The 24,960-nt window shown below is 47.1% G+C and carries 23 protein-coding genes; 14 read left to right on the forward strand and 9 right to left on the reverse strand.

Annotated elements, in window-relative coordinates; genetic code table 11:
* Window positions 1-25: 25 nt before the first annotated feature.
* Both kdsA and LEUMU_RS0108630 read right to left on the reverse strand, forming a co-directional pair.
* The gene (gene kdsA / locus LEUMU_RS0108625) at window positions 26-859 is read right to left on the reverse strand and encodes a 3-deoxy-8-phosphooctulonate synthase (RefSeq protein ID WP_022951888.1); all 834 of its coding nucleotides are present in this window, start codon (window positions 857-859) and stop codon (window positions 26-28) included.
* 8 nt (window positions 860-867) lie between these two features.
* Entirely contained in the window at window positions 868-2,508 is a 1,641-nt protein-coding gene (locus LEUMU_RS0108630) for a CTP synthase (protein ID WP_022951889.1), read from the reverse strand.
* Window positions 2,509-2,755: 247 nt separating this feature from the next.
* On the opposite strand from LEUMU_RS0108630, the gene LEUMU_RS0108635 reads away from it, so the two are divergent.
* From LEUMU_RS0108635 to mgtE, 10 genes are all read left to right on the forward strand, one after another.
* Entirely contained in the window at window positions 2,756-3,733 is a 978-nt protein-coding gene (locus LEUMU_RS0108635; RefSeq protein ID WP_022951890.1) for a calcium/sodium antiporter, read from the forward strand.
* A gap of 35 nt (window positions 3,734-3,768) precedes the next feature.
* The gene (locus LEUMU_RS0108640) at window positions 3,769-4,758 is read left to right on the forward strand and encodes a KpsF/GutQ family sugar-phosphate isomerase (protein ID WP_022951891.1); all 990 of its coding nucleotides are present in this window, start codon (window positions 3,769-3,771) and stop codon (window positions 4,756-4,758) included.
* A 3-nt stretch (window positions 4,759-4,761) separates the two neighbouring features.
* Entirely contained in the window at window positions 4,762-5,328 is a 567-nt protein-coding gene (gene lptC / locus LEUMU_RS0108645) for an LPS export ABC transporter periplasmic protein LptC (protein WP_022951892.1), read from the forward strand.
* Complete coding sequence (lptA, locus tag LEUMU_RS0108650) at window positions 5,297-5,830, forward strand: lipopolysaccharide transport periplasmic protein LptA (protein ID WP_022951893.1); 534 nt, start codon at window positions 5,297-5,299, stop codon at window positions 5,828-5,830. Before lptC ends, lptA begins: the two co-directional genes overlap by 32 nt.
* A gap of 7 nt (window positions 5,831-5,837) precedes the next feature.
* Entirely contained in the window at window positions 5,838-6,569 is a 732-nt protein-coding gene (gene lptB / locus LEUMU_RS0108655) for an LPS export ABC transporter ATP-binding protein (protein WP_425411606.1), read from the forward strand.
* A 219-nt stretch (window positions 6,570-6,788) separates the two neighbouring features.
* A complete protein-coding gene (locus LEUMU_RS0108660) occupies window positions 6,789-8,237 on the forward strand; it encodes an RNA polymerase factor sigma-54 (protein ID WP_084708067.1) in 1,449 nt (482 codons plus the stop codon).
* 80 nt (window positions 8,238-8,317) lie between these two features.
* The gene (gene hpf / locus LEUMU_RS0108665; RefSeq protein WP_022951896.1) at window positions 8,318-8,644 is read left to right on the forward strand and encodes a ribosome hibernation-promoting factor, HPF/YfiA family; all 327 of its coding nucleotides are present in this window, start codon (window positions 8,318-8,320) and stop codon (window positions 8,642-8,644) included.
* Window positions 8,645-8,665: 21 nt separating this feature from the next.
* Entirely contained in the window at window positions 8,666-9,139 is a 474-nt protein-coding gene (locus LEUMU_RS25245) for a PTS sugar transporter subunit IIA (RefSeq protein WP_022951897.1), read from the forward strand.
* A gap of 3 nt (window positions 9,140-9,142) precedes the next feature.
* On the forward strand, window positions 9,143-10,012 hold the full coding sequence (gene rapZ / locus LEUMU_RS0108675; protein ID WP_022951898.1) for an RNase adapter RapZ: 870 nt from the start codon (window positions 9,143-9,145) through the stop codon (window positions 10,010-10,012).
* 50 nt (window positions 10,013-10,062) lie between these two features.
* Window positions 10,063-11,439, forward strand: a complete 1,377-nt coding sequence (gene mgtE / locus LEUMU_RS0108680) for a magnesium transporter (RefSeq protein ID WP_022951899.1) — start codon at window positions 10,063-10,065, stop codon at window positions 11,437-11,439.
* Window positions 11,440-11,629: 190 nt separating this feature from the next.
* On the opposite strand, the gene djlA is transcribed toward mgtE, so the two are convergent.
* The 6 genes from djlA to nagZ all read right to left on the reverse strand — a co-directional run bounded on the left by djlA (window position 11,630) and on the right by nagZ (window position 17,180).
* A complete protein-coding gene (djlA, locus tag LEUMU_RS0108685; protein WP_022951900.1) occupies window positions 11,630-12,466 on the reverse strand; it encodes a co-chaperone DjlA in 837 nt (278 codons plus the stop codon).
* 29 nt (window positions 12,467-12,495) lie between these two features.
* Window positions 12,496-13,317, reverse strand: coding sequence for a dihydropteroate synthase (gene folP, locus LEUMU_RS0108690; protein ID WP_022951901.1), 822 nt, complete (start codon window positions 13,315-13,317; stop codon window positions 12,496-12,498).
* Window positions 13,318-13,323: 6 nt separating this feature from the next.
* The gene (locus LEUMU_RS0108695; RefSeq protein WP_022951902.1) at window positions 13,324-14,376 is read right to left on the reverse strand and encodes a quinone-dependent dihydroorotate dehydrogenase; all 1,053 of its coding nucleotides are present in this window, start codon (window positions 14,374-14,376) and stop codon (window positions 13,324-13,326) included.
* A gap of 101 nt (window positions 14,377-14,477) precedes the next feature.
* Complete coding sequence (gene htpX / locus LEUMU_RS0108700) at window positions 14,478-15,398, reverse strand: protease HtpX (protein ID WP_022951903.1); 921 nt, start codon at window positions 15,396-15,398, stop codon at window positions 14,478-14,480.
* A 167-nt stretch (window positions 15,399-15,565) separates the two neighbouring features.
* Window positions 15,566-16,138, reverse strand: coding sequence for a rhomboid family intramembrane serine protease (locus tag LEUMU_RS0108705; RefSeq protein WP_022951904.1), 573 nt, complete (start codon window positions 16,136-16,138; stop codon window positions 15,566-15,568).
* Window positions 16,139-16,151: 13 nt separating this feature from the next.
* Window positions 16,152-17,180 (reverse strand): beta-N-acetylhexosaminidase, encoded by a 1,029-nt coding sequence (nagZ, locus tag LEUMU_RS0108710; protein WP_022951905.1) that lies wholly within the window; start codon window positions 17,178-17,180, stop codon window positions 16,152-16,154.
* A 225-nt stretch (window positions 17,181-17,405) separates the two neighbouring features.
* Between nagZ and LEUMU_RS0108715 the strand changes: the two genes are divergently transcribed.
* The 4 genes from LEUMU_RS0108715 (at window position 17,406) to LEUMU_RS0108730 (ending at window position 23,335) form a co-directional block, all read left to right on the forward strand.
* On the forward strand, window positions 17,406-17,897 hold the full coding sequence (locus LEUMU_RS0108715; RefSeq protein WP_022951906.1) for a DUF805 domain-containing protein: 492 nt from the start codon (window positions 17,406-17,408) through the stop codon (window positions 17,895-17,897).
* A gap of 148 nt (window positions 17,898-18,045) precedes the next feature.
* Window positions 18,046-19,353 carry an efflux RND transporter periplasmic adaptor subunit gene (locus LEUMU_RS0108720; RefSeq protein WP_022951907.1) on the forward strand — a complete coding sequence of 436 codons (1,308 nt, stop codon included), beginning with the start codon at window positions 18,046-18,048 and terminating at the stop codon, window positions 19,351-19,353.
* Entirely contained in the window at window positions 19,354-22,533 is a 3,180-nt protein-coding gene (locus tag LEUMU_RS25250) for an efflux RND transporter permease subunit (RefSeq protein WP_022951908.1), read from the forward strand. It begins immediately after the preceding gene.
* Entirely contained in the window at window positions 22,496-23,335 is an 840-nt protein-coding gene (locus tag LEUMU_RS0108730; RefSeq protein ID WP_022951909.1) for a sialate O-acetylesterase, read from the forward strand. Before LEUMU_RS25250 ends, LEUMU_RS0108730 begins: the two co-directional genes overlap by 38 nt.
* On the opposite strand, the gene LEUMU_RS0108735 is transcribed toward LEUMU_RS0108730, so the two are convergent.
* Window positions 23,295-24,959: an alpha/beta hydrolase gene (locus LEUMU_RS0108735; protein ID WP_022951910.1), complete on the reverse strand. Its 1,665-nt coding sequence runs from the start codon at window positions 24,957-24,959 to the stop codon at window positions 23,295-23,297. The two genes, LEUMU_RS0108730 and LEUMU_RS0108735, sit on opposite strands and share 41 nt — an antisense overlap.
* Between the last annotated feature and the right edge of the window lies 1 nt (window position 24,960).

Consider the following 24,960-nt stretch of genomic DNA (forward strand, 5'->3'; position numbering starts at 1 on the left):
TTGCTATACCAGTTAGTCAAAAAAATTATAGGGTTTGCTCAAGGTACGGAGCCGCTTTTACCGCACGATCAATATCCAGCAGAATCTTCAGTAACTCTTCCATACGATGTGTCGGCCAAGAGTTGGGGCCATCACTTAAGGCCTCTGCGGGGTTTGGATGTGACTCCATAAATAAACCTGATACACCTGCAGCCACTGCCGCACGAGCCAATACCGGCACATGCTGACGCTCACCACCGGAGGCATTACCTTGTCCACCAGGCAATTGCACGGAATGCGTCGCATCAAATACCACCGGGCAACCGGTTTCACGCATGGTTGCCAGTCCGCGCATATCGGAAACCAGATTATTGTAACCGAAGGTGTAGCCACGCTCACAGACCATAATCTGTTCATTACCCGTTGCACGTGCCTTATTAACCACGTTACCCATATCCCATGGCGCGAGGAATTGGCCTTTCTTAATATTGACCGGACGACCTAATTTAGCCACATTTTGGATAAAGTTGGTCTGGCGGCACAAAAATGCCGGCGTCTGAAGCACATCAGCTACTTCAGCCACTTCATCCATTGGTGAGTCTTCATGGATGTCAGTCAGTACAGGCAAGTCGAATTCCGACTTAACCTTTGCCAAAATACGCAGGCCTTCTGAAATACCAGGGCCGCGATAAGAGTCATGCGAAGAGCGGTTAGCTTTATCGTAAGAGGCCTTAAAGATGTAAGGCACGCCTAGGCGCTCAGTAATTTCTTTAAGTTGTTCCGCAATTTTAAGCGTCAATAATTCTGACTCTACGACACAAGGCCCGGAGATCAGGAAAAAAGGCTGTTGTTCGCCAACTTCATAACCACATAACTGCATACTCTCACCTATTTCGTATTAGTTTTATTTTTCTGATGATCAAGTGCCGCACCAATGAAACCGGTAAACAGCGGATGACCTTCACGCGGACGCGACGTAAATTCAGGATGGAACTGACAAGCCATAAACCAAGGATGATCTCTCAGTTCAACCATTTCTACCAGTGAGCCATCTTGTGACAAACCTGACAATACCAATCCTTTGCTTTCTAACACTTCGCGGTATTTGTTATTAAACTCGTAACGGTGACGATGACGTTCAACAACGGAGCTGCCGCCATAAGTTTTAGCTGCGAGCGAACCCTCTTTAAGCTCACAACGCTGACCACCTAAACGCATGGTGCCGCCTAAGTCTGAATCGCTGTCGCGCTTTTCAAGCTCACCCGTCTCACTCATCCACTCAGTAATCAAACCAATCACTGGCTCTTCGGAGTCTTCAACAAACTCAGTACTGTGAGCCGCAGTCAAACCGGCGCAATCGCGAGCAAATTCAATCACAGCAACCTGCATACCCAAACAGATACCTAAGTAAGGAATCTTATTTTCACGAGCATAACGCACTGCGCTGATTTTACCTTCAACCCCACGAATACCAAAGCCACCAGGAACCAAAATGGCATCCACATTCTCAAGCTGCTCAAGTCCATCAGACTCTAGCTTCTCAGAGTCGATATACAAGATGCGAACACGGGCACTGTTTTGAATACCTGCATGGCTTAAGGCTTCATTCAATGATTTATAAGACTCGGTCAAGTCGACATACTTACCTACCATCGCCACAGTCACTTCCGCTTCCGGGAACTCCATAGCATTAATCACTTTGCGCCAGTCGCTTAAGTCAGCCTCTGGCAAGTTTTCCAAGCCAAGCTTGCGAGCCACAATCTGATCCAATTTCTGCGCATGATACCACAATGGAATTTTGTAAATATTATCCAGATCCATGGCAGAGATAACCGCTTCCTCTGGCACATTAGTGAACAAGGCAATTTTACGACGCTCATGATCCGGAATTTTACGCTCGCTACGGCATAGCAATACATCTGGTTGGATACCGATTGAACGCAGCTCTTTAACCGAGTGCTGAGTTGGCTTGGTTTTAAGCTCACCTGCAGCGGCCAAATAAGGCACTAAGGTTAGGTGCATGAACAAAGCATTACTGCCCTCTTCCACACCCATCTGGCGGAGCGCTTCAAGGAATGGCAATGACTCGATATCACCAACCGTACCACCAACTTCAACCACTGCAATATCCGCATCACCAGCGGCGGCTCTTACGCAGCGCTTGATCTCATCGGTAATGTGCGGAATAACCTGAACCGTTGCACCCAAGTATTCACCGTGACGCTCTTTACGAATAACTTCGCTATAAATGCGGCCAGTCGTAAAGTTATTTAGCTTGGATGCTTTAAAACCAACAAAACGCTCATAGTGACCCAAATCCAGATCCGTCTCTGCACCATCTTCGGTGACAAACACTTCACCGTGTTGAAACGGGCTCATCGTACCGGGGTCGACGTTAATATAAGGGTCAAGTTTCATCATTGTCACTTTAAGACCACGCGCCTCCAGAATGGAGCCCAGTGACGCACCTGCGATTCCCTTGCCAAGAGATGAAACCACACCACCGGTGACGAATATGTAACGTGCCATTGAATATACCCTAAACTGTTGCTCAAGCTTGCTTGAATGAATTAAAGTTTGATTAATATGGGCTGAACACGTGTCACCACACCACGAAGTACCAGACCAAAAAAATATTCCGCGAATGCTACCACACACCGCTTTTTGGAAACACCCCAAAGGCTTGCCACATTTTGGCTAAAATTATCCGGATGGCTTGGTCAGCGAACAAACTTATGTATAATCGCTCGCATTCTAAACCACACGATAATTGAACATGCTTAGCTTTTCAGTCGCGATAATTCTTGGGTTAATCTTACTAGTATGGAGCGCTGACCGCTTTGTTGATGGTGCCGCTAACCTTGCCAGAAACTGGGGTATCTCTCCGTTCATCATCGGTGTTTTAATTGTAGGCCTGGGCACATCAGCCCCTGAAATGCTGGTATCAGCTGTTGCAGCCTTGGAAGGCAACCCCGGTATCGGTATTGGAAATGCAATTGGCTCCAACATCACCAACATCAGCTTAGTACTGGGTGTCACCGCATTAATGACCAACCTTCCGGTACGCTCAGAAATCGTTAAACAAGAACTTCCACTGATTTTATGTGCAGGCTTGTTAAGCTGGCTGTTAATGGCTGACCATTATCATGGCTTCTGGGACGGGGTTATTTTAATCGGCTGCTTAGCTGCTGTGCTTGGCTGGCTCACTTACTCCAGCAAACAGCAACAAGCACATGCTCCTGGTGATGAGTATCTGGAAGAGTCGATGGACGACCTGCCAGATGAGTTACCAATGAACAAGGCAATTCTCTGGACGGTTGTCGGCTTGGTACTGCTATTGGCTAGCTCTAAAGCCTTAGTTTGGGGTGCTAGTGGTATTGCAGTAGCGTTTGGGGTAAGCGACTTAGTGATTGGTTTGACCATTGTCGCAATCGGTACCAGCTTACCCGAATTGGCTGCCAGTATTTCAAGTGCACGTAAGGGCGACACTGATCTGGCGATTGGTAATATTGTTGGTTCTAACCTATTCAATAACTTAGGCGTCTTAGCGATTCCGGCACTGATTGATCCGGGCTTAGTACCTGATGGCGTCTTGAGCCGTGATATGCCGATTATGATTGGCTTGACGCTATTGTTAATTATTTTGGGCTATGGCTTGTTTTCACGATCGCGATACCAAATTACTCGCAGTCGTGGTGCTTTATTTTTATCAATATTTGTCGCCTACCAAGTTCTGCTTTACTATCAACAGTAATCAGCGACGATTAATAATAAGAAAGGATACTTAAATTGACCGACTTAACTCCAGCTCTACAGCAGGACCTCATCAGCAATGCACGACAAGTTATTGTTGATGAAACAGCTGCCATACAGGCACTCCTTGAGCGCATTGATGACAATTTTGCAGAGGCCTGCCAAAGCATCTTAAAATGTGAAGGCCGCGTTATTGTAACTGGCATGGGAAAGTCTGGTCATATTGGCCATAAAATTGCTGCAACGCTAGCAAGCACTGGCACCCCTGCATTCTTTGTTCACCCGAGTGAAGCCTTGCATGGCGACTTGGGTATGATTACAGCGGCCGACGTGGTTATTCCAATTTCTAACTCAGGCACAACGGTTGAATTAGTGACATTGTGTTCGGTGGTTAAGAATCAGGGTACACAGCTAATCGCCATGACGGGAAACCCTGACTCAATACTTGCTAAGTTGTCGCACTTTCACATTAATATCAGTGTTGAAAAAGAAGCATGTCCTCACGATTTAGCACCAACTTCGAGCACTACCGCTACTTTGGTCATGGGTGATGCCATAGCGATTACCCTGTTAAAAGCTCGCGCCTTTACGCCAGAAGACTTTGCTCGCTCTCATCCCGCAGGTCGTCTCGGAAAGCGCCTGAGCATTATGGTACAAGATTTAATGCATAGCGGCGAAGAAATGCCCTCAGTCCACCCGGATGAAACACTGGAAAAAGCGATTTTGGTGATGACGGGCAAGCAGCTAGGTGCCACTTTAGTAACCGACAACAATCGACAACTGATCAGCATCTTTACCGATGGTGATTTACGCCGTGCATTTGAAGCAGGTATCGATCTTAGGCAGTCAAAGCTGTCAGATATAACGGTCAAAGGCTGCTTTCGAATCATTCCAGACGCATTGGCAATGGAAGCGCTGACGATGATGCAAAAGCACAAAATTACCGTGCTGCCCGTCGTGGATGCTCAAAACCAAGCCGTCGGCGTCATTCATATGCATGATCTGCTAAAAGCCGGTATCGTGTAATTAATGAAATTACTCGGTCGCATCTTATTCTTTATCGTATTGGCAGTTGCGGCTGTCGGTACCTGGGTGAACCTGTCCTGGAAAGAACTGTCAGAATTTACAAATACACCGAGTGAATCACGAATTGATTATTATTTAAATGACTTCACTTTGACGAATATTGGCGCTTCAGGCCAAGTCCGGTATCGCTTGAGTGGGCAACATTTAATACACAAACAAGCAAGTGGTGGCAGTGAGGTTTACCAACCCAATATTGAAGTAAGCTCTGCCCAAGGTGAAACAGTAACCTTGAATGCAGAAAATGCCTTACAACAATCTAAAGATGGTAACATTGCATTAACAGGGGCTATTCGCGTACATAAACCCGAATTTAACGGCTCACCTGAATTCACACTAACAACCAGAGATCTGACTTACGATCCCCTCCGCCAGCATATTTCATCAGATGCAGAGATTGATCTAGTAACAGCTCAGGGCACCATCCACGGGACTGGCTTTGAAACCAGTTTGAATGAACAGGAACTAAGGATCCATTCTAATGTACAAGCAGATTATCAACCCACTCCGTAGGATGCCTCTGATTCTGGCATTACTGATTGCCAGCGCCCCTTCGATGGCCCTAAAAAATGACGTCACCCAACCCGTGCGGATTAATGCTGATAATGTGGTGTTTAATAAGTCTAAAGGCTTAGCGACATACAGCGGCAACGTGGTCATTATTCAGGGAAGCCTACAGCTTAGAGCTTGGGAAATTGTGATTCAGGCACCTAATAACACCATTCGCACCATCACGGCCAAAGGCAACCCAGTGCAGTTTCAGCAAACCATGGATGACGGTAAAGTAGCCAAAGGTCAGGCTCGACTGATTCGTTATCAAGTTGAAGAAAAGCGTTTGTTTCTCGATGGCGATGCCGAGTTAGCACAAAACAATGACAAGTTTAGCAGCGAGCACATTGAATACTCGACACGCACCGGCGAATTAAAAGCAGGCTTGGCGAGAGTTGAAGGCAAACGACCTGACCCCAAAGGCCGTGTTAGCGCCATTTTCTACCCAACGAATAAAGTTAAATAAGCAGGTTATCAACTTGAGTGTACTGGCAGCAAACGGCCTGCATAAAAGCTACGGTAAGCGTAATATTCTTCAGGGGATTTCTCTGCAGGTAAACAGCGCCGAAGTAGTTGGCCTGCTGGGCCCTAATGGTGCAGGTAAAACAACCTGCTTCTATATGATTGTGGGTTTAGTGGGTATTGATCGAGGCACTATCACACTAGATGATGCCGACCTGACTCAAAAGTCGATGCATCAACGTGCTCGTCACGGAGTTGGTTATCTGGCACAAGAGGCCAGCGTATTTCGCAAGCTTTCAGTGCAAGACAACATTATGGCCATCCTGCAAACCCGCAAAGGAATGAGCCGTCGAGATCGACACGAAAAGATGGAAAGTTTGCTGGAAGAATTCCAGATTACCCACATTCGTGATAGCTTAGGCATTAGCTTGTCAGGCGGTGAACGTCGGCGCGTTGAAATTGCACGAGCACTGGCAACCGAACCTGCGTTTATTCTACTGGATGAGCCCTTTGCCGGGGTTGACCCAATTTCTGTGATTGAAATCCAGAAGATTGTCAGCCACCTTAAGCAACGAGGCATTGGCGTACTCATTACCGATCATAACGTGCGTGAAACCCTTGGCATCTGTGATCGTGCTTATATCTTAGGTAACGGCACTATTCTGACTCAAGGAACACCGCAGGACGTTCTAGCCAATCGCCAAGCGCGCGAAATCTATCTTGGCGAAGATTTCAAGCTGTAAACAGCAATAATTATTAGCCAGACTGCTCAACTCAACGACCACCAATCGGGAACCGCACTATCTTGAACGACATCATGATATGCTGATTTTAACTAAAGGAAGTTGCCTCACAAACCCACTTCGGCAGCCTGCGTCCATGTATTTTCTACTATTTGGTAAAGTAGAGGAAATTGTGCTCACGGGATTGACCGCGGTCAGCAAAAAGACAATTATAAAAATATGCTGAAACAAGGAATCCACCTCAAACTTGGACAGAGCCTGTCCATGACTCCGCAATTGCAGCAAGCAATCAAAATGCTGCAACTCTCTTCTCTCGAACTGGAACAAGAAATTCAGAACGTACTGGAGACTAATCCTCTACTGGAAAGACAAGAGGATTCGGAGAGCAATTTAAGCAACGAGACTGAACGCGAGCCAGATATTGCAGAGCATAGTTCTGAGAGCAGTTTGAGCGAAACTATTCCGGAAGAGCTCAGCACTGACTCACAGTGGGATGACACTTACGATACTGAGTGGAAAACCAGCAATACCGAAGGCGAAAGCGCCTCTGACTATATTGAGAAGTTGCACTCAGAAAGTGAAGGTTTACGTGAGCATTTAGTCTGGCAAATCGACATGAGCAACCTAAGCTCTATCGACAAGCAAATTGCACATTTAATAATCGACTACATTGGGGATGATGGCCTACTCACTGAGCCGCCTGAGCAGATTTTGGAAGCGCTTGAAGCCGAACTCCCAATTGAACTGGATGAAGTCGAAGCCGTTTTAAGATTCATTCAACACCTCGATCCTGTGGGGGTTGGTGCACGTGATTTAGGCCAAAGTTTGTGGCTACAATTTAATTTTACCTATCCAAATCATACACTTAAGAAAAAAGCCCAGCAGTTGCTAGAAAAAGATCTGGACTTACTTGCTAAACGGGACTATAAAAGTATTAAGAAACAGATTAGGTTAAATAGTGATCAGCTGGACACACTCATTGACCTAGTTAAGACTCTGGACCCTAACCCGGCAGGTCGTTTTAGTCAGGGCGATGTGGACTACATTAAGCCCGACGTTTACGTCAAAAAGGTAAAGGGCCGCTGGCTTGTCACCCATAACGCTGAAACGCTTCCCGCGATACAGGTTAATGACAGTTATGCGGAGCTGGTTTCTGATAGTCGTACCGATAAGGCGGCAGCGGACTACATTAAAAATAATCTCCAACAAGCGAGGTGGTTTATTAAGAGTCTAGAAAACAGAAATACGACCATACTCAACGTTGCCCACGCAATTGTTGAACGCCAGATGGCGTTTCTACAGTATGGTGAGGAAGCCATGAAACCCATGGTTCTGAAAGACTTGGCCGAGCAACTAGACTTGCACGAGTCCACTATTTCTCGGGTCACCACCAAAAAATACCTGCACACGCCCAGAGGTATTTATGAATTTAAATTCTTCTTTTCAAGTCACGTAAATACTGAAGCTGGCGGCGAATGCTCAGCCACCGCTATCCGCGCCATGATCAAAAAAATTATCACTGCGGAAAACCCCAGAAAACCTTACAGTGACAACAAATTGACGAACCTGCTTAATGAGCAGGGAATCAACGTAGCGCGACGTACTGTCGCCAAATATCGCGAGGCATTAGCTATTCCATCATCACACGATCGTAAAGCACTATCGTGAATATGAAATAGCCGCCCTGCGAGAGTGGGATCTTCCTTTTGACGGTTCCGCTAACTGCAACTCAAACGGAGACAATTAGTATGCAATTGAATATTACCGGTCATCACATTGAGATTACTCCTTCTCTGAGCAATTACATTCAGGAAAAGACCAAGCGTCTCACCCGTCATTATGACCAGGTGCTGAATATCCATGTGATTCTTGAGGTCCAGAAGCTCCAACATAAAGCTGAAGCATCGATTCTGGTCAGTGGTAACCATTTGTTTGCAGATGCAATCAATGATGATATGTACGCGGCAATTGACTCCTTGGCGGATAAGCTAGATCGCCAAATTCTGAAGCACAAAGAAAAAATTACCAGCAAACATCGACAGGAAGGTAGTCACCGTAATATTATTGCGGAGTAATCCCTACTGCGGAAACTCACTATGTTGAGTGAAATTAACTCCCTATTGAGCCCTGAGCGAACTTTGTTCGTTCAGGAGCTCGAAAGTAAAAAGCGTGTGTTTGACACATTAGCTGAACTCCTCTCCCACAAGCAGAGCCAACTTAGTCAAGATGATATTTTTGATCTCTTGATTGAACGGGAAAAGCTTGGATGTACTGCCATCGGCGGTGGCGTAGCACTCCCTCGTGCCAGAGCCGACATTACCCAGCCCTATGCAGCGCTACTCATCCTGAAAAATGGCATCGCCATTGAAAGCCCTGATAAAGAACCGGTCTCCGTTTTTCTGGCACTGTTATTACCGGAAAGCACCTCACAACGCTACTCTGAGATGATCTCCAGCCTCATGATGCGCATTTCCTCCCGGCCTGTCGCCGAAGAGCTTGCTGAAACATCAGAGCCAGAGATTGCCATTAATTATTTTGAAAACCTGTTAATTCAAGACAAGGCGGCCTGACCCATGCATGTAGTCATTATCAGCGGCATGTCCGGTGCCGGAAAATCCCAGGCACTGAATACTCTGGAAGATCAGGATTATTATTGTATCGATAACCTGCCGCTGAATATGCTGGAATCCTTATTCAGTAATGAATGGGTTTGCACTAAAGAAAAAGTGGCTATAGGGATTGATGTTCGAAGTGGCACCAATGAATTATCTGCACTGCCGGCCATTGTAAAAAATCTAAAGGAACGCTTCCGCACGGATCTCGTGTACTTGTACGCGTCTAAAGGCATTATTTTTAAGCGCTATGATGAAACACGGCGCAAGCACCCTCTTTCGACCCCAACCATGGGATTGAGTGCAGCGATTCATGCTGAATATGAGCTTCTAAAAGTGGTGCGCTCAATTGCTGATTTGCAACTGGAGACCAGTACTACTGACATTTATCAACTGGCGTCTATGATCAAAAAGCGCATCTGTGTATTATCAGAGAAACAGTTGTCTCTGTCTTTTCAATCATTTGGCTTCAAATACGGCGCACCGCGCGATTCTGACTTTATCTTTGACGTACGCTGCCTGCCAAACCCTTATTGGGTGCCTGAACTTCGGATTAAATCTGGACAAGAAGCCGCCGTTTCAAAATGGCTAGACTCACAACCATTAGTACAAAAGATGTACGAGGATATTCGCAAGTTTCTGGAAGACTGGATGCCTCACTTTGTGGAAAACCAACGCGCTTATCTCACGCTCTCGATTGGCTGCACGGGTGGCCACCATCGCTCGGTCTACCTGATCGATAAATTGGCCGAATATTTCAGACAAAATAATGAAGTATCAATAATTATCAATCATCGTGAGATAGAGGCTAAAAAGAAACAGCAGCCTTGATCTGATTCTTGTTAGAATGCCCTATCTAAAAATTCTGACAGCGACAAATCATGAGCAGCCCTGACAATCTCAATAAAGAAGATCGCCTAAGCTCGCTGAGTGGTGCGATAGAAAACGGCAGTTTATTCACTTTACAGCGCATGCTAAATGCTCTGCATCCTGCTGAAATTGCACACCTTTTAGAATCCTCCCCGCTATCCCAGCGTAAAGTCGCTTGGGAGCTGATTAAGCGTGAAAATGAAGGCGCGGTTCTCGTTGAACTGAATGACGAAGTGCGCTCGCAGCTTACTGAGTCTATGGACACCGAGGACTTGGTCGAGGCACTTAAAGACCTTGATGCCGATGACATGGCTGACTTCCTGCAAGGCTTGCCTGGAACTGTCATCAAGGAAACATTGGCGGGCATGGGTCGCCAAGAGCGGGAACGTGTAGAGGCAGTTCTTGGTTATGACGAGGACACTGCCGGCGGCATGATGGACACCGAAGTGGTCACCATTCGCTCAGATGTGACCGTCGAAGTAGTGCTCCGTTATTTGCGTATGAAGAAGGAATTGCCCTCTAATACCGACCATCTAGCCGTCGTCGACAGCTATGACAACTATTTTGGCGTGGTTTCTTTATCCCGCTTAGTCACCAGTAAATCGGACAGCAGCATCTTGGATATCATGAATCATGACTATCCGGTTATTCCTGCAGAAATGACTAGTCAAAAAGTTGCTACCCTGTTCGAACATCGCGACCTGATATCAGCCCCCGTTGTTAATGATAACGGCAAGCTATTGGGCCGGATTACCATCGATGACGTGGTCGATGTTATTCGTGATGAAGCTGAGCATTCGATTAAAAGCATGGCAGGCTTGAATGAAGAAGACGATCTGTTTGCGCCGATTCTTCCTAGTGTTAAACGCCGCGCGCTGTGGCTTGGTACCAACTTAGTGACCGCTTTTATGGCGGCTGCCGTAATTTCACAATTTACGGACACCATTGAGTCAGCAGTGGCCTTAGCCGTATTGATGGGCGTGGTTCCTAGCATGGGAGGAATCGCTGGCAGTCAAACGCTTACTATGGTGATTCGCGGCTTAGCGCTGGGTCAAATCGGTAAATCGAATACTCGCAGCCTGCTTAAAAAAGAACTCTTACTAGGCTTTATTAACGGCATTATTTGGGCGCTGGTGGTCTTTGTGATCTCGGCCGTTGCGCTAAAAGATATTGAAATTGGAATTCTGATCGCAATTGCGATGTTATTGAATTTGCTCGCAGCTCCTTTATCGGGTGTTTTATTGCCGCTATTGCTGCAAAAACTGAAAATTGATCCTGCACTGGCTGGGAGCGTACTGCTCACTACCATCACCGATATTGTAGGATATGCTGGCGTGCTAGGTTTAGCTGCCCTATTACTACCTTACTTAAGGAGTGTTTTCTCGTAGAAAGAACGCCGTAGCTTTGAGAACCAGAACAACCTAAAAAACGATAGATCCACAGCATTTACAGCATTTACAGCATTTACAGCATTTACAGCATTTACAGCATTTACAGCATTTACAGCATTTACAGCATTTAGATTATCAGTGAGAAAGGTGCTGTACCAGCAAATCGGTACAGCACCTCACCAAAAGCCTACTTAAGACCGCGGCTCTTCTTAATCAAATCATAAGCCGCCTGAATCTCTTTAGAGCGCTCAGTCGCCATCTTAATCATATCCTCCGGCAAGCCTTGCCCCATTAACTTATCAGGATGGAACTCGCTCATCAGCTTGCGGTAAGTCTTTTTAAGCACCGCATCGGTAACTGACTGCTCAACACCCATAGCCTGATAAGCAGATGCCAATGAATCAGCTGGATTCTGGCCACCATAAGAACCACCACCCGCTTGTCCACCGGTATGATACTGACCACCATTGAACTGGCTCTGCGCTCGAATCATCATTAACAATTGTTCGAAAGACTGCGGTGAAAAGCCCAGCTTAGTTGCGATTTCCCGTAACAGCTCCTGCTCAACTGTCGCCAACTGGCCATCAGCCATGGCTACGCCCAACAGGTACATAATCATTAACTGCTTCAGATTAGCCGCATCACCACTAACTTGTCTGAATTCGGCAATCGTGTCATCCAGCGAAAACTCAGAACGAGTTCCTTGCTTAAACCATTCAATCGCTTGCTTACGATGCTCTGGCGTCATACCCATTTGCTGCATAAACTTTTCAGCATGCGCAATTTCAGCTTCAGAAACTCGTCCGTCAGACTTGGCTATTTTACCCATCAACAAAAACAAGGTTGTGATAAAGGCATTCTGACGCTCAACGCGACGCTTAGGGTTGACTCCAAATAAACCAGCATTTGTGCGACCAAAACGATTAGCAAGCCATGCACCGGCAAAAAAGCCAATTAGCGCACCCCAAAAGCCGTAAATGCTGTAGCCAATTATGGCCGTTATATACTTGGCATAACGTATCATCGTAAATCCTGAAAATATGGTTAGCGGCGCTATGCCGTGTGAATAGCCCAAGCGACATCGGCCGCCTGACGATTTGCGAGTACATCATGCACTCGCACAATACGGACACCTGCCTGAATGGCTAGCGCTGTTGAGGTTGCCGTTGCCACCTCCAATTGAGCACTGTCTGGCTGCTGGCAAATAGTCGATAAAAAACGTTTTCGGCTAGTACCCAGTAATACAGGGAAGCCATGAGCACAAAGCTCTGGCAAGTGTTTGAGCAACAGGAGGTTATGCTCCAGTAACTTACCAAAACCAATACCGGGATCCAACACGATATTATGCTTAGCAACACCTGCCGCTTCGGCCAATTTGGCGCGCCCTAGCAGATAGCCAAACACCTCAGTGACCACATCATCATAATGCGGGTCTTGCTGCATGGTGACGGACTTACCACGGCGATGCATCAATACAATTGGTAAATCCATTGCCGCCGCAAGATTCATCATCTCGGGGGACTCTTCGGCAGCAGAAATATCATTTAACCAATTAACACCGGCCTCAACCGAGGCTTTAGCCACCTCAATATCCGTCGTATCAATACTCAGCGGAAAACTCTCCGACAGTTGCTGTCTTAAACACCTAATCACCGGAATCACACGCCGCAGCTGCTCATCCGTATCCACCGTTAATGAGCCTGGGCGAGTCGATTCGCCACCAATATCAATAATGTCCGCACCCAAGCGTACCATTTCCAAAGCATGACTAACCGCACGCTCAGGATCATTATGCTGACCACCATCCGAAAAACTATCCGGCGTGACATTCAGAATACCCATAATTAGCGGCTTATCACCGATTGGCAGTGACATCAGTATTTACTCCTGAGTGACAGAGCTAGATGCAGGCATTTTGCTCAATGCAGTCACGCAATCAGTAATCAACGCTGGCCCTTGATAAATCAAACCGGTGTAAACCTGCACCAAAGCAGCACCCGCATTAATCTTATCGATAGCATCTTGTTCGCTGAAAATTCCACCCACACCAATAATTGGGATTCTATTGCCCAATATCGCAGCAAACTCAGCAATCACTTCAGTGGAGCGAGCCGTTACTGGCGCACCACTTAGGCCGCCTGCCTCTTCTCCATGCTTCATGCCCTGCACTGCATCACGAGACAAGGTGGTATTAGTTGCGATTAAACCATCAATCTCATTACTCAGTAGACACTCGGCAATGCCGGCAATCTCTTCTGAACTTAAATCCGGAGCAACTTTAACCGCTAGAGGACGATAAAAACCATGCTGCTTTTGCAATGCCAATTGCTCAGCCTTAAGCGCACCCAACAAGGCATTTAATTCTTCACCATACTGCAGCGAACGTAAGCCAGGGGTATTGGGTGATGAAATATTGATAGTGATGTAATCGGCATGCGGATACGCTTTTTGCAGGCAGACTATGTAATCATCCATCGCCAGATCCACCGGCGTCACGGCATTTTTACCAATATTGATACCCACGACACCTTGGTAGCCATTGGCGCGTGCACGCTGCACATTGTCAACCAGATGATCGACACCAGAGTTATTAAAGCCCATGCGATTGATGATGCCGTTAGCCTCTGGCAGGCGGAATAAACGCGGCTTTATATTTCCCGCTTGCGGCCTTGGGGTGACTGTCCCGATTTCAACAAATCCAAAACCCAGTGCCGCCAATGCTTCAAGGTAGTCACCATTTTTATCAAGCCCCGCAGCCAAACCGACACGATTTGGAAAACGAACTCCCATGACTTCGACCGGATCAGCAGGGGCTTGAGCTACAAAGCGATTCAGCAGATTTAAGCGATTAGCTAGATTCAGGCCTTTAAGGGTGGCGTTATGCGAGGTTTCGGCCGGCAGTTTAAACAGTAGTTGGCGTGCGATTGGGTACACAGGATTCTCTCGGTCAAAATGTGGGGCTGATTATCCCCAGAAAAAGGAAAGGCCGCAACTGCGACCTCCCTAATAACGTATCAATACAATCAATTGTTTAATTAACGCTGACTCTCCAGCGCGGCAATCCGCTCTTCTAAAGGAGGATGCGTCATAAACAACTTTTTAAAGCCGTTGCCAATACCACCCGCAATCCCGAAGGCTGCCAACTCACCGGGTAAGTCTTGTGGCTGATGCCCACGCTGTAGCGCTTTAAGTGCATCAATCATTTTTTGACGACCCGCTAGCTCAGCACCACCTTTGTCGGCCTGAAACTCGCGGTAACGTGAAAACCACATCACAACGATATTCGCCAGGAAACCTAATGCAATTTGCGCAATAGTCGAGACAATGAAGTAAGTCATGCCATAGGAGCCGCCCTGATGGCCACCATCGTTATTACGGTTGCCCGACAGCGCAGAGTTCACCACAGAGGCAATCACGCGTGAGAAGAAGATAACGAAGGTATTCATGACACCTTGCAGTAAAGTCTGAGTAACCATGTCACCATTGGCGACGTGGGCTATCTCATGCCCCAATACCGCCTCAACTTCATCGGCATTCATGGTGTTTAACAAGCCTGTACTCACCGCGACCAGCGCAGCGTTTTTGCGAGCACCCGTAGCAAAAGCATTTGGCTCTGGCGTATCGAAGATACCCACTTCTGGCATATCGATTCCGACTTTCTCAGCTTGTCTGGCGACCACATTTAACAACCAACGCTCTTGCTGGTTCGTTGGCTGCTCAATAACATGCACGCCCATGCTGCGCTTGGCCGAGCTTTTGGACATCGCTAAGCTGATAAAAGAGCCAGCAAAGCCCATCACTAATGACATGACGGCAATATAACCAAACTCTGCGGGCAGACCCATCTGCCTCAATGACTCGGAAATGCCAAACAAGCCGTCCAACACATTCCATAAAATCCCCAACACCACTACGACTGCGAAGTTAGTGGCCATTAACAACAGTACACGCTTCATGCGTTGTCCTCTCGATGATTCAGATGATAATGGAAAAACATGGCTCTTCCATCGCTTGCTTTCAAGGCGGCCACATCAAAATGACCGCGCTTCATGCTTATTATTCAACCCCTTAGTCAATCTGCTATGGCTAAAGGTTCAGTTCATTACCGCTTCGCAATCTGCGACTACGGCAGGATTTTGTGTACGTTTCTACCCAGCAATAGCCACGCGGTAATTGCGCCGCCAATGCCGCCAAATAAATGACCATCCCACGACACGCCTTGCTGCCACGGTGCAATGCCGCTAATCAGTACACCACCATAAGTAATGGCGATAAAAATACTGATAATGAGTGGTACCAAACGCTTTTCCAGCAAGCCGGAAACAATCAAAAACACAGCCAGCCCAAATACCAGCAAACTAGCACCAATATGCAAAGTATCGCCGCGCCCAAACAACCACAGCAGCGAACCACCAATGCCAATAATCAGGCAGACAATTAGCAAGCTATTGGCTCGGGAACCCGCCAGCAAAGCCAGCATCACAATCAGTGGGACGATATTTCCCATAATGTGCGCCAGATCGCCATGCAAAAAGGTCATGGTGATAATGCCGATCAACCCACCAAAGTCGCGAGGAATCAAACCCAGCTTCTCCAGCGGTAGAAAGCGATCCAACACGAAAATAGCCCAGATAATTCCGACAAAAATCAAAATACTAACCAGCTCTTCTCTGACTTTGTGCGCGTAATTTTTCATAAATTAGCTATCCTCAGACAAATGCGCTGATTTCGGAATTAATTTCGGACCAACGTTGCGTATCCAGCAAAGCACTGCGATTCATATAAGCCTTACCTTGCATACGCTCAAGACGTTGCATACTAGCAACACAGGACTCTACATTCAGATCAATCTTCGCCTGGTCCAATACCTGAATCACACCTTCGCGGTTATTACACAATAGAATCATGTCACAACCTGCGCCTAATGCCGCTTGTGCGCGTTCTGCATAATTACCGGCAAATGAGGCACCTTCCATATTCAGATCATCACTGAAAATAACGCCCTCAAAGCCCAGTTGTTTACGCAGAATATCTTGCAACCAAACATTAGAAAAACCTGCTGGCTGGCTATCCACTGACGGATAGATCACATGAGCGGGCATCACTGCATCCAAACCTTTTGACATGAGGTCAGCAAACGGCATCATATCCATCGGGCCAATTGCTTCCAGCGCACGATCATCAACTGGAATTTCAAGGTGCGAATCTGCCACAACAGCGCCATGCCCAGGGAAATGCTTACCCGTAGCCGCCATACCTGCTTCATGCATACCCGCGATATAAGCTTCTGCCATTAGGCTTACAATTTTTGCATCAGCATGAAAAGAGCGGTCGCCAATAACCTGACTTACGCCATAATCCAAATCCAATACAGGCGCAAAGCTAAAATCGATATCAATGGCCCTTAACTCAGCCGCCATTAGCCATGCATGATTATGTGCCGCTTTCAGGGCCTGCTCTTCACTCTCACTATTAGCATATAAGGTTCCCAGTGCAGGCAAGCGCGTAAAGCCTTCTCTAAAGCGTTGCACCCGACCACCTTCATGATCCACACCAATGAGCAAAGGCTTATCCGTAGCTGCACGAATATCACGAACTAACTGCTCTAGCTGCCCGACATCCTCATAATTTCTGGAAAAGAATATAACCCCGCCGCAATACGGGTGTTTCAGCAGCTCACGTTCCTCTGCTTGAAGTTGTGTTCCTTTAAGATCCAGCATTAATGGAGCGATCGGCATAAGTGTATTCTCATCGTGATTTTTTGATTTGGCACAGTATAAACGTCTATACCGCCGCTTGCAGGCTCAATTCGCGCTATTGTGCATTTCCAAAAGCTATCTATTCAGCTGTTATTCAGTTCCGCGCTAAAACCATTACTTTCGTCAGGCTCCGCATATAACTTTTTTATTGCCACGCGTAAAACATAAAGGCTTGGAAGGGATGAATTAAAAGGAGCTTTATTTATGAACTCAACTGCTGAGTTTGATCAATACCGGGGGGCATTGCATCCAACAAACCGTTACAGCGATGTGCAGATTTTATCAGCTAACGGACGCATAGGACGCTTTGAGTATTTCTTTTACTCAATCATTATACCCTTTTTAGTATTTTGGATTATTGCGGCACTGGCCGGCATATCCAGTCGTTTTGGCGAGCTCGGGGGAGCAATCGCTTATGTTTTATTAGCCGCTGGCTTTTGCGCCGCACTAATTATTTATGTGCAGCTGACTATTCAGCGTTGCCATGATTTTAATGCCAGTGGCTGGTTGGCTTTATTACTGATACTGCCATTCGCCAACATTATATTCTGGCTAATCCCCGGAAACCCTGTGGTCAATCGCTTTGGTGGACGACCGAGACCACCCAGCAAACTACTGAGGTTAGGCGCTGGTATCTTATTGCTGATCCTTGTGGCTGGCGCAACTTACTTCGGATTAGATTATTTAGGTCAGTAATTACACCAATTGCAAGCGTAAAGATTCCGTAAGATTAATAGTCTCTGCCCACGGCTTTATATACAATGTTTGTATTAGCCGTGTACAGGGGCCAGCTTGGGTCGGCTTCCGTCACGACATATAACGACTAAAATAAAGACGGTGATGCATGAAACAGCTCATACTAATAATTGCACTAATTGCCAGCTCGTTTGCACTGGCGAGCTACCTGATCAAAAGCACCCCAGAACCAAGGAAGCGCGTACGACAGCCTGTCGTACCAGTGGTCGACATCATGACACCACAACTCCAGTCGTATACTCTGAAAATTCGCTCTTCCGGCTCAGTGGAGTCCAATCTCAGTACCAATATCGTTGCAGAAGTCTCTGGCAAAGTAACCTCTATATCTCCCGTATTTGAAGAAGGTAGTTACTTTCGCAAAGGCGACCTGCTGTTGAGCATTGATAACACCAATTACCGCAATGCTATCGTCATCGCAACCGCTGAAGTCAGTCAGCGCATGCTTGAAGTTAAAACCGAACAAAATCTTGCCAATCTCGCTGAGCGTGACTTCAAATTATACGGAGCCAATCGCCGCCCTACTGATATCGCGGCCCGTAAGCCACATATTGCTTCAGCCATGGCAAACCTTGACGCCGCCAAAGTACGCCTTGAGCAAGCGCGTGATGATTTAAACAAAACCAGAATTCTCGCCCCCTATGATGGGCGGCTATTGAGCCGTAGCGTGAATGTGGGCCAATACATCACCGCCGGAACTTTGGTTGGGCAAGTGTATTCCAGTGACTATGTAGAAGTTCGCCTACCACTGTCTCTATCCGAATATGAAGAATTGGATTTGCCGGAAATTTATAGCAATCAAAAAGTCAGAGCCGATCAATGGCCTGAGGTTTCATTTTCTGCTAAATACGCCGAGAAGCAACACGAGTGGAAAGGTCGCATTGTACGAACCGCTGCCGCTATGGACGCCCGTACCCGACAAATTGCCGTGATTGCCCGCATCGAAAACCCATTCTCTAAAAAGGTGGGCAGCGATGCGCCTCCGGTAAAAGTGGGGCAATTTCTACAAGCTCAAATTATAGGTAGCACCTTAAAGAACGTTTATGTCATCCCTACTCGCTCGACCCGCCAAAACCGTGAAGTCATGCTGTATGACGAAGGCAAAATTCGCATTAAACCCATTGAGGTATTGGCACGAGAAAATGATCAATTAGTTATTTCCAGTGATTCGATTCCGGTGCAAGCCAAGTTGATTACTACACCAATGCCTTCTGCTAAAGATGGCATGGCTGTGCGCTTAGTTGGTGAGAAAACTGAAGATCGACCAACTAAAGGTGGTGGTGGCCGACCTGAAGGTGGTAAACGAGCAGGCGGCGCGAATGGCGATAAACCGGCCAATGCCGCTGCGCGTCAGGGTTCTCAACGCCCTGCTTCGAAAACTTCTGCCGAGGCCAACTAAATGCACGGAGCAATCGCTTGGTTTGCCAGAAATCATGTCGCGGCCAATTTGCTGATGGTCGTTATCGTTGCCGCTGGCATCTTCACCATGTTCAACCGCATTCCGCTGGAAGTGTTTCCATCGTTTGAACGTGATGTGATCAATGTCAGTGCCAGCTATTCGGGCGCTGCACCCAATGAAGTTGAAGAAGGTGTCATTCGCAAAATTGAGGAGTCGGTTGCCGATATTCCTGAAATTGAACATATCATCAGTACGGCCAGCGAAGGCTCTGCCTCCGTTAGCTTAGAAGTTATTAAAGGTGCGGATAAGGATAAGCTGCTAAACGAGGTCAAAAGTCGTTTAGATGCGATCACAGACTTGCCTGATGACGTGGACTCACCCGTCGCTAGTACCTCGGTCAGAACCCGTGAAAACATCAATGTCATTGTCTATGGCGAAATGACTGAGATGGAGTTAAACAAAGAAACCCTAAAGGTACGTGATGAGCTACTCAAACAACCGGGAATTACACAGGTTGCGATTAGTGGTTTGCGCCCTTATGAAGTGGCCATTGAAATACCCGAAGTTACCTTGCAGCGCTATGGCTTAAGCCTTGATGATGTCTCTCAGGCAATCAGTCGTTCTTCGCGTGACATCCCCGCTGGTACGCTTAAAACTGACGCTGGTGATATTCGAATTCGTACTTTAGGTAAAGTTACCAGCGCTCAGCAATTTAACGACATCAATATTCGCAGTAATGCGGATGGCACGCAGATTACCCTCGGCGATATCGCCACCATCATTGATGGCTTTGATGAAGGCCCGCAATACACGACGTTTGACGGTAAGCGCGGTGCGTCTCTAGAGGTTTATCGGGTTGGAGACCAAAGTGCGATTGAGCTCTCTAAAGCCGTCATCGAATACGTCGCCAATAAAAATGACCGACTACCGGAAAATATCACGCTGACTTATTGGCGGGATAACTCGGTCAGCTTGAAAGCGCGTCTTTCTACCTTAGTAACCAGTGCCGCTCAGGGTTGCTTACTGATCTTCATACTGCTTGCATTATTCTTACGACCCATTGTCGCTTTATGGGTGAGCGTGGGTATTCCAATCAGCTTTATGGGTGCGATGATTATCATGCCAGAGCTGGGTGTTACCTTTAACCAAATCAGCTTATTCGCCTTTATCATCGTACTCGGAATCGTGGTGGATGATGCCATTGTGACCGGTGAGAATATTTACACTCACCTGCAATCGGGTAGCGACCCAACTACCTCTGCCATTCAAGGCACACAAGAGGTTTCTGTACCTGTTACTTTCGGCGTACTGACCACTATGACGGCTTTTGTGCCGCTGCTAATGGTTGATGGCTTACGCGGACAAATCTTTGCGGTGATTCCGGCGGTTATTATTCCGGTACTCTTGTTCTCGCTGATTGAGTCAAAACTGATATTGCCAGCGCATATGACATCGGTTCGACGTCGGCCAGCCAATGCCAAACTCAATATTATCAGCCGTATTCAACGAGGCATTGCGGGCAGTCTGGAGTGGTTTATTCATCGTGTTTTCTCTCCGTTTTTGAATGTCGCGCTTAACCTGCGCTATTTTACCCTGACCTTCTTCGTGGCGTTACTGGTCCTTTCAATTGTTGCCATTAACACTGGACGCTTCGCGTTTACCTTCTTCCCGCGTATCCAAAGTGAGTACGTGAGTGCTGACCTGACCATGCCTGAAGGCACACCGATTGAAGTCACCAGCAAGCATGTTGATAATATGCTGACGCAGTTACTGGCTTTGCAAGAGCGCTATGTAGATCCTGGCACTAATGAAAGTGTCATTCGTCACATTCTCACTACTGTGGGCACCAAAGGCGGCAGCCGACGCCAGCTAAGTAGTGGTCAGTCAAACATTGCGCGTATTCAATTTGAAACGACACCACCGGAGGCCCGTACTATAAAAGTCTCCAGCCTGGATATGATTCGAGACTGGCAGCGCATGATTGGTGATATTCCGGGGGTTGAAAGTCTCTCCTTCCGAGCTGAAATTGGCCGCGGAGGACAGCCGCTGGAAATCCAGCTAAATGGCGATAATTTTGATGAGCTCTCTAAAGCGTCTACCGACATCAAAAAGCGACTAGCGAATTACTCCGGCCTATTCGATATCACTGATAGTTTTGAAGGCGGTAAAGATGAAATTCGGATGCGCATTAAGCCCGAAGCTGAAATGCTGGGCTTGTCGCTAACAGATCTTGGTCAGCAAATTCGCAATAGTATTTTTGGAGCCGAGGCGCAAACCTTAGCGCGCGGTAGCGAGGATGCTAAAGTCATCGTGCGTCTACCTAAGCAAGAGCGTTACTCGGTAACGGCGTTGGAGAAAATTCGCATTCGTACCAGTAATGGCGATTTAATCCCGCTACTGGAAGTTGCTGATGTTGAAATCCAACAAGGCTTTTCCAAGATCAGCCGTTATGACGGTCAACGAGTACTGACAATCGCCGCCGATGCGGATAAAGAAAATGTCGATATGCCACGCATTCAAGCAGAAATGCTGGAATGGTTGCCGCAGATTTTGCTTAGCTATCCGGATGTCGGCTACAGTTTTGAGGGAGAGCTGAAAGAGCAATCTGAAGCATTTGGTAGTCTTTATTTTGGACTTGCCTTCGCGCTACTGGGTATATATTGCCTATTAGCGATTCCTTTTCGCTCTTATGTGCAACCTTTTATCGTTATGGGGGTCATTCCGTTTAGCATTATTGGTTCGCTCATTGGTCATGCCATTATGGGAATGACCTTGAGTATTAGTAGTATTCTTGGGATGCTTGCGCTCACCGGCGTGGTCGTGAATGACTCGCTGGTATTGGTGGACTACATCAACCGCAAACGACTCGAAGGTATGGACCTGCTGGAAGCGGTCAGAAAGGCCGGTGGCGCACGTTTTCGCCCCATATTACTGACGTCGCTTACAACCTTTGCCGGTTTGCTGCCACTAATGTTCGAGAAAAGTACCCAGGCACAGTTTCTGATTCCGATGGCAGTCAGCCTCGGGTATGGCATCTTATTTGCCACCCTGCTGTCATTGGTGCTGGTGCCGGTTAGTTATCTGGTGCTGGAAGACATTAAGCGAATCCTGCACTGGATTTACAGACTAGTATTTAATATTGATGAATCAGAGAAAAAACCGGAACCTGCAAGTACTTAACAAAGCTGCCCTGTTTATTTGTGGCTGGCTATTATTAAGCAGCCACATCGCCTTAGCCGATGAGATCGACCTGCATGTCATGGGCGGCCAGTCCAATATGCAAGGTTGGCGCAGCGATGCACGTTATTATCCCGCTGACCCGCGACACCTGGACAGTACAATCCCCTTCTACTATGAAGCGGTCGACTATGCCTCGACCAAACGCCAATGGGAAACGCTACACTCCCAAGGTGGGCACTTTGCACTCGGTCATTTTGGTCCTGAAGTAACTTTTGCTCGTGCAGTTAAGAACTATGGCTTCAAGCCCGCCATTTTTAAATTCAGCTTTGGTAGCAGTAGTCTTGAAACAGTTTGGAAAAGCCCGGGACAAGGCGGCTTATATGATCGGATGATTCGCGAACTGCAACACTCGATTAACCTGTTAAAGCAACAGGGCCATCAGGTAACCATCCGCTCATTCACTTGGATTCAAGGTGAAACTGATGCCGGAAACGATGGCTTGGCTAATCGTTATTACTACAACCTTCAGCGCTTAATACATCATTTTCGTCATAACATCGCCAGAAACCCTAGGTTACCGGTGATTCTGGGCGTGGATGAACAACATCCATTAGTTAAGCAGCGTCCACAAGTGATTGCCGCTCAGCAAAAGCTGGCCGTTGAAGATGCGAATACGGCTTACACTTCGATGCTGGGACTGGAAAAATCAGACGTGACGCACTTAACCGCTAATGGTGTTATCCAACATGGCAATCGCTTATTTAAGGCGTATCTACAACTGGCTTATCATCTGGACTTTTAGTTAGGTCTGCAGAGTCATCACTAGAATCAGCTGGCGTTTCATCAGCTGATTCTATGTCTGGCATCTCCCAATCCACCACCCTGCCTGTTTGCTCATACCCACGCTCATCTTTATCGCAGAATGCCGTTTTCTTAAGATCAGGGTTTAGAAACAATTGAACTTCGTCGCTGGCGCACAGTGATGAAGACAGCACTGCATGGGCCATATCCGCATATTCCAGATAACGACTATTAGGCAGATTAGCAGCAAGTTGTTTGCCCCATTCCGGCGGTGTCACCGAATCCAAAGCACCCGCCAAAATTAATGTTGGCTTATCCGTACTGGCAGGTTCACGATGATTGCGTGATTCGGTCACTGCTTGGTTTCGCCAATTGGCACACATCTTGGGATCGTAAAGTGCATCAGGCGACCAATCGAGCATCGGGTATTTTTCACGAAACGGCTGTAGTCGCCGCATCAATTCATCCGCTTTAAACTGACCATTTTCAGAGCACTCAATAACCATATAGACGGTATCGCTGAACTCCTCAAACAACTCTACTTCCAGATAGTTACTGGCGAGTTTTAATAACGATTTACTGTCTGTGTCAGCATCGTTAACCGCCTTGATACCGGCAGGAATATCACCAAATAAGCGAGAGTCGTAGCCTGTGTAATCTAGCAATAAGATCATTCGCTCAGCGGTTAACATCAAAGGTTTGGAGGGCTTTTTACTGTCTTCTCTCGGTACTTGCAGCAATAAAGGCTCACGACTTAACGTGTTCAGCGCATCCATCAAAGAGGAGGAAAGCTCTGGATAGGCATCATTGCAAAGCTCGTCAGTTTCACAGCGCTGCATAAGGCGCTGAATACCATTAAAGCTGTTCTCAGCCAAGGTTTCAAAACCGTCATAACGAGGCGGATACACCGAATCCAATACCATGGATTTCACGATATCCGGATACTGGCGGGTCGTTTCCAGCGCAAGGCGTGTGCCATAAGACACACCATTCAATACCCACTGCTCAACGTCTAGCAGGTCACGAAGATCCGCGATATCCGATGCACTATAGCTGGTACTAAGCTGTTTTAAATAAGGTTTCAGTGCAGGCTGCTCTGCGTACTGATCATAGCAATGCTGCATTTGACGCTTGAACTGTTCAAAGTCTTCACGCCCACTGAGATCTTGCGCTAAGGTTTCAAGTCGCAACTCATTGCTATCTTTACAACGAAGCAAGGGCTCACTGAGGCCCGTACCACGCTGGTCGAACATAACCGAATCTAACCCCCAACCCTGAGCGACAAACTCACTAATCCAATAAGGCACCGTATCCTTATCGATATAGGCGGCGCCACCTGGCCCACCGGCCAGACTTATCATAGAGATGCTGCTGTTTTTAAACCAAGAATCACGCATCACCAACACCGGTAATTTGAATACCGGTGTGTGGGGTGATTGCTTACGGGTATACAGGTAGGCGCAGTCGATGCGTATTAATTTCGTATTTTCAAACCAGCACTCGGCAGGCTCCAGCCTCGCACCATTAGGTAACGTGGCTGGCCGAATGCTTAATGGGTTCCAGAAAAAGAAACCAGAACCCAATAGCGCTAATGAAACTATTAATGAAGCACGAAAAATACGCAAA

The organism is Leucothrix mucor DSM 2157 (assembly GCF_000419525.1).
GTDB classification, from domain to species: domain Bacteria; phylum Pseudomonadota; class Gammaproteobacteria; order Thiotrichales; family Thiotrichaceae; genus Leucothrix; species Leucothrix mucor.

Bases quoted from the DNA above. Each gene is read 5' to 3' on its own strand.
- kdsA (WP_022951888.1), bottom strand. From the start codon at position 859: ATGCAGTTATGTGGTTATGAAGTTGGCGAACAACAGCCTTTTTTCCTG.
- LEUMU_RS0108630 (WP_022951889.1), bottom strand. From the start codon at position 2,508: ATGGCACGTTACATATTCGTCACCGGTGGTGTGGTTTCATCTCTTGGC.
- LEUMU_RS0108635 (WP_022951890.1), top strand. From the start codon at position 2,756: ATGCTTAGCTTTTCAGTCGCGATAATTCTTGGGTTAATCTTACTAGTA.
- lptC (WP_022951892.1), top strand. From the start codon at position 4,762: ATGAAATTACTCGGTCGCATCTTATTCTTTATCGTATTGGCAGTTGCG.
- lptA (WP_022951893.1), top strand. From the start codon at position 5,297: ATGTACAAGCAGATTATCAACCCACTCCGTAGGATGCCTCTGATTCTG.
- LEUMU_RS0108660 (WP_084708067.1), top strand. From the start codon at position 6,789: ATGCTGAAACAAGGAATCCACCTCAAACTTGGACAGAGCCTGTCCATG.
- hpf (WP_022951896.1), top strand. From the start codon at position 8,318: ATGCAATTGAATATTACCGGTCATCACATTGAGATTACTCCTTCTCTG.
- LEUMU_RS25245 (WP_022951897.1), top strand. From the start codon at position 8,666: ATGTTGAGTGAAATTAACTCCCTATTGAGCCCTGAGCGAACTTTGTTC.
- rapZ (WP_022951898.1), top strand. From the start codon at position 9,143: ATGCATGTAGTCATTATCAGCGGCATGTCCGGTGCCGGAAAATCCCAG.
- mgtE (WP_022951899.1), top strand. From the start codon at position 10,063: ATGAGCAGCCCTGACAATCTCAATAAAGAAGATCGCCTAAGCTCGCTG.
- djlA (WP_022951900.1), bottom strand. From the start codon at position 12,466: ATGATACGTTATGCCAAGTATATAACGGCCATAATTGGCTACAGCATT.
- folP (WP_022951901.1), bottom strand. From the start codon at position 13,317: ATGTCACTGCCAATCGGTGATAAGCCGCTAATTATGGGTATTCTGAAT.
- htpX (WP_022951903.1), bottom strand. From the start codon at position 15,398: ATGAAGCGTGTACTGTTGTTAATGGCCACTAACTTCGCAGTCGTAGTG.
- LEUMU_RS0108705 (WP_022951904.1), bottom strand. From the start codon at position 16,138: ATGAAAAATTACGCGCACAAAGTCAGAGAAGAGCTGGTTAGTATTTTG.
- nagZ (WP_022951905.1), bottom strand. From the start codon at position 17,180: ATGCCGATCGCTCCATTAATGCTGGATCTTAAAGGAACACAACTTCAA.
- LEUMU_RS0108715 (WP_022951906.1), top strand. From the start codon at position 17,406: ATGAACTCAACTGCTGAGTTTGATCAATACCGGGGGGCATTGCATCCA.
- LEUMU_RS0108720 (WP_022951907.1), top strand. From the start codon at position 18,046: ATGAAACAGCTCATACTAATAATTGCACTAATTGCCAGCTCGTTTGCA.
- LEUMU_RS25250 (WP_022951908.1), top strand. From the start codon at position 19,354: ATGCACGGAGCAATCGCTTGGTTTGCCAGAAATCATGTCGCGGCCAAT.
- LEUMU_RS0108730 (WP_022951909.1), top strand. From the start codon at position 22,496: ATGAATCAGAGAAAAAACCGGAACCTGCAAGTACTTAACAAAGCTGCC.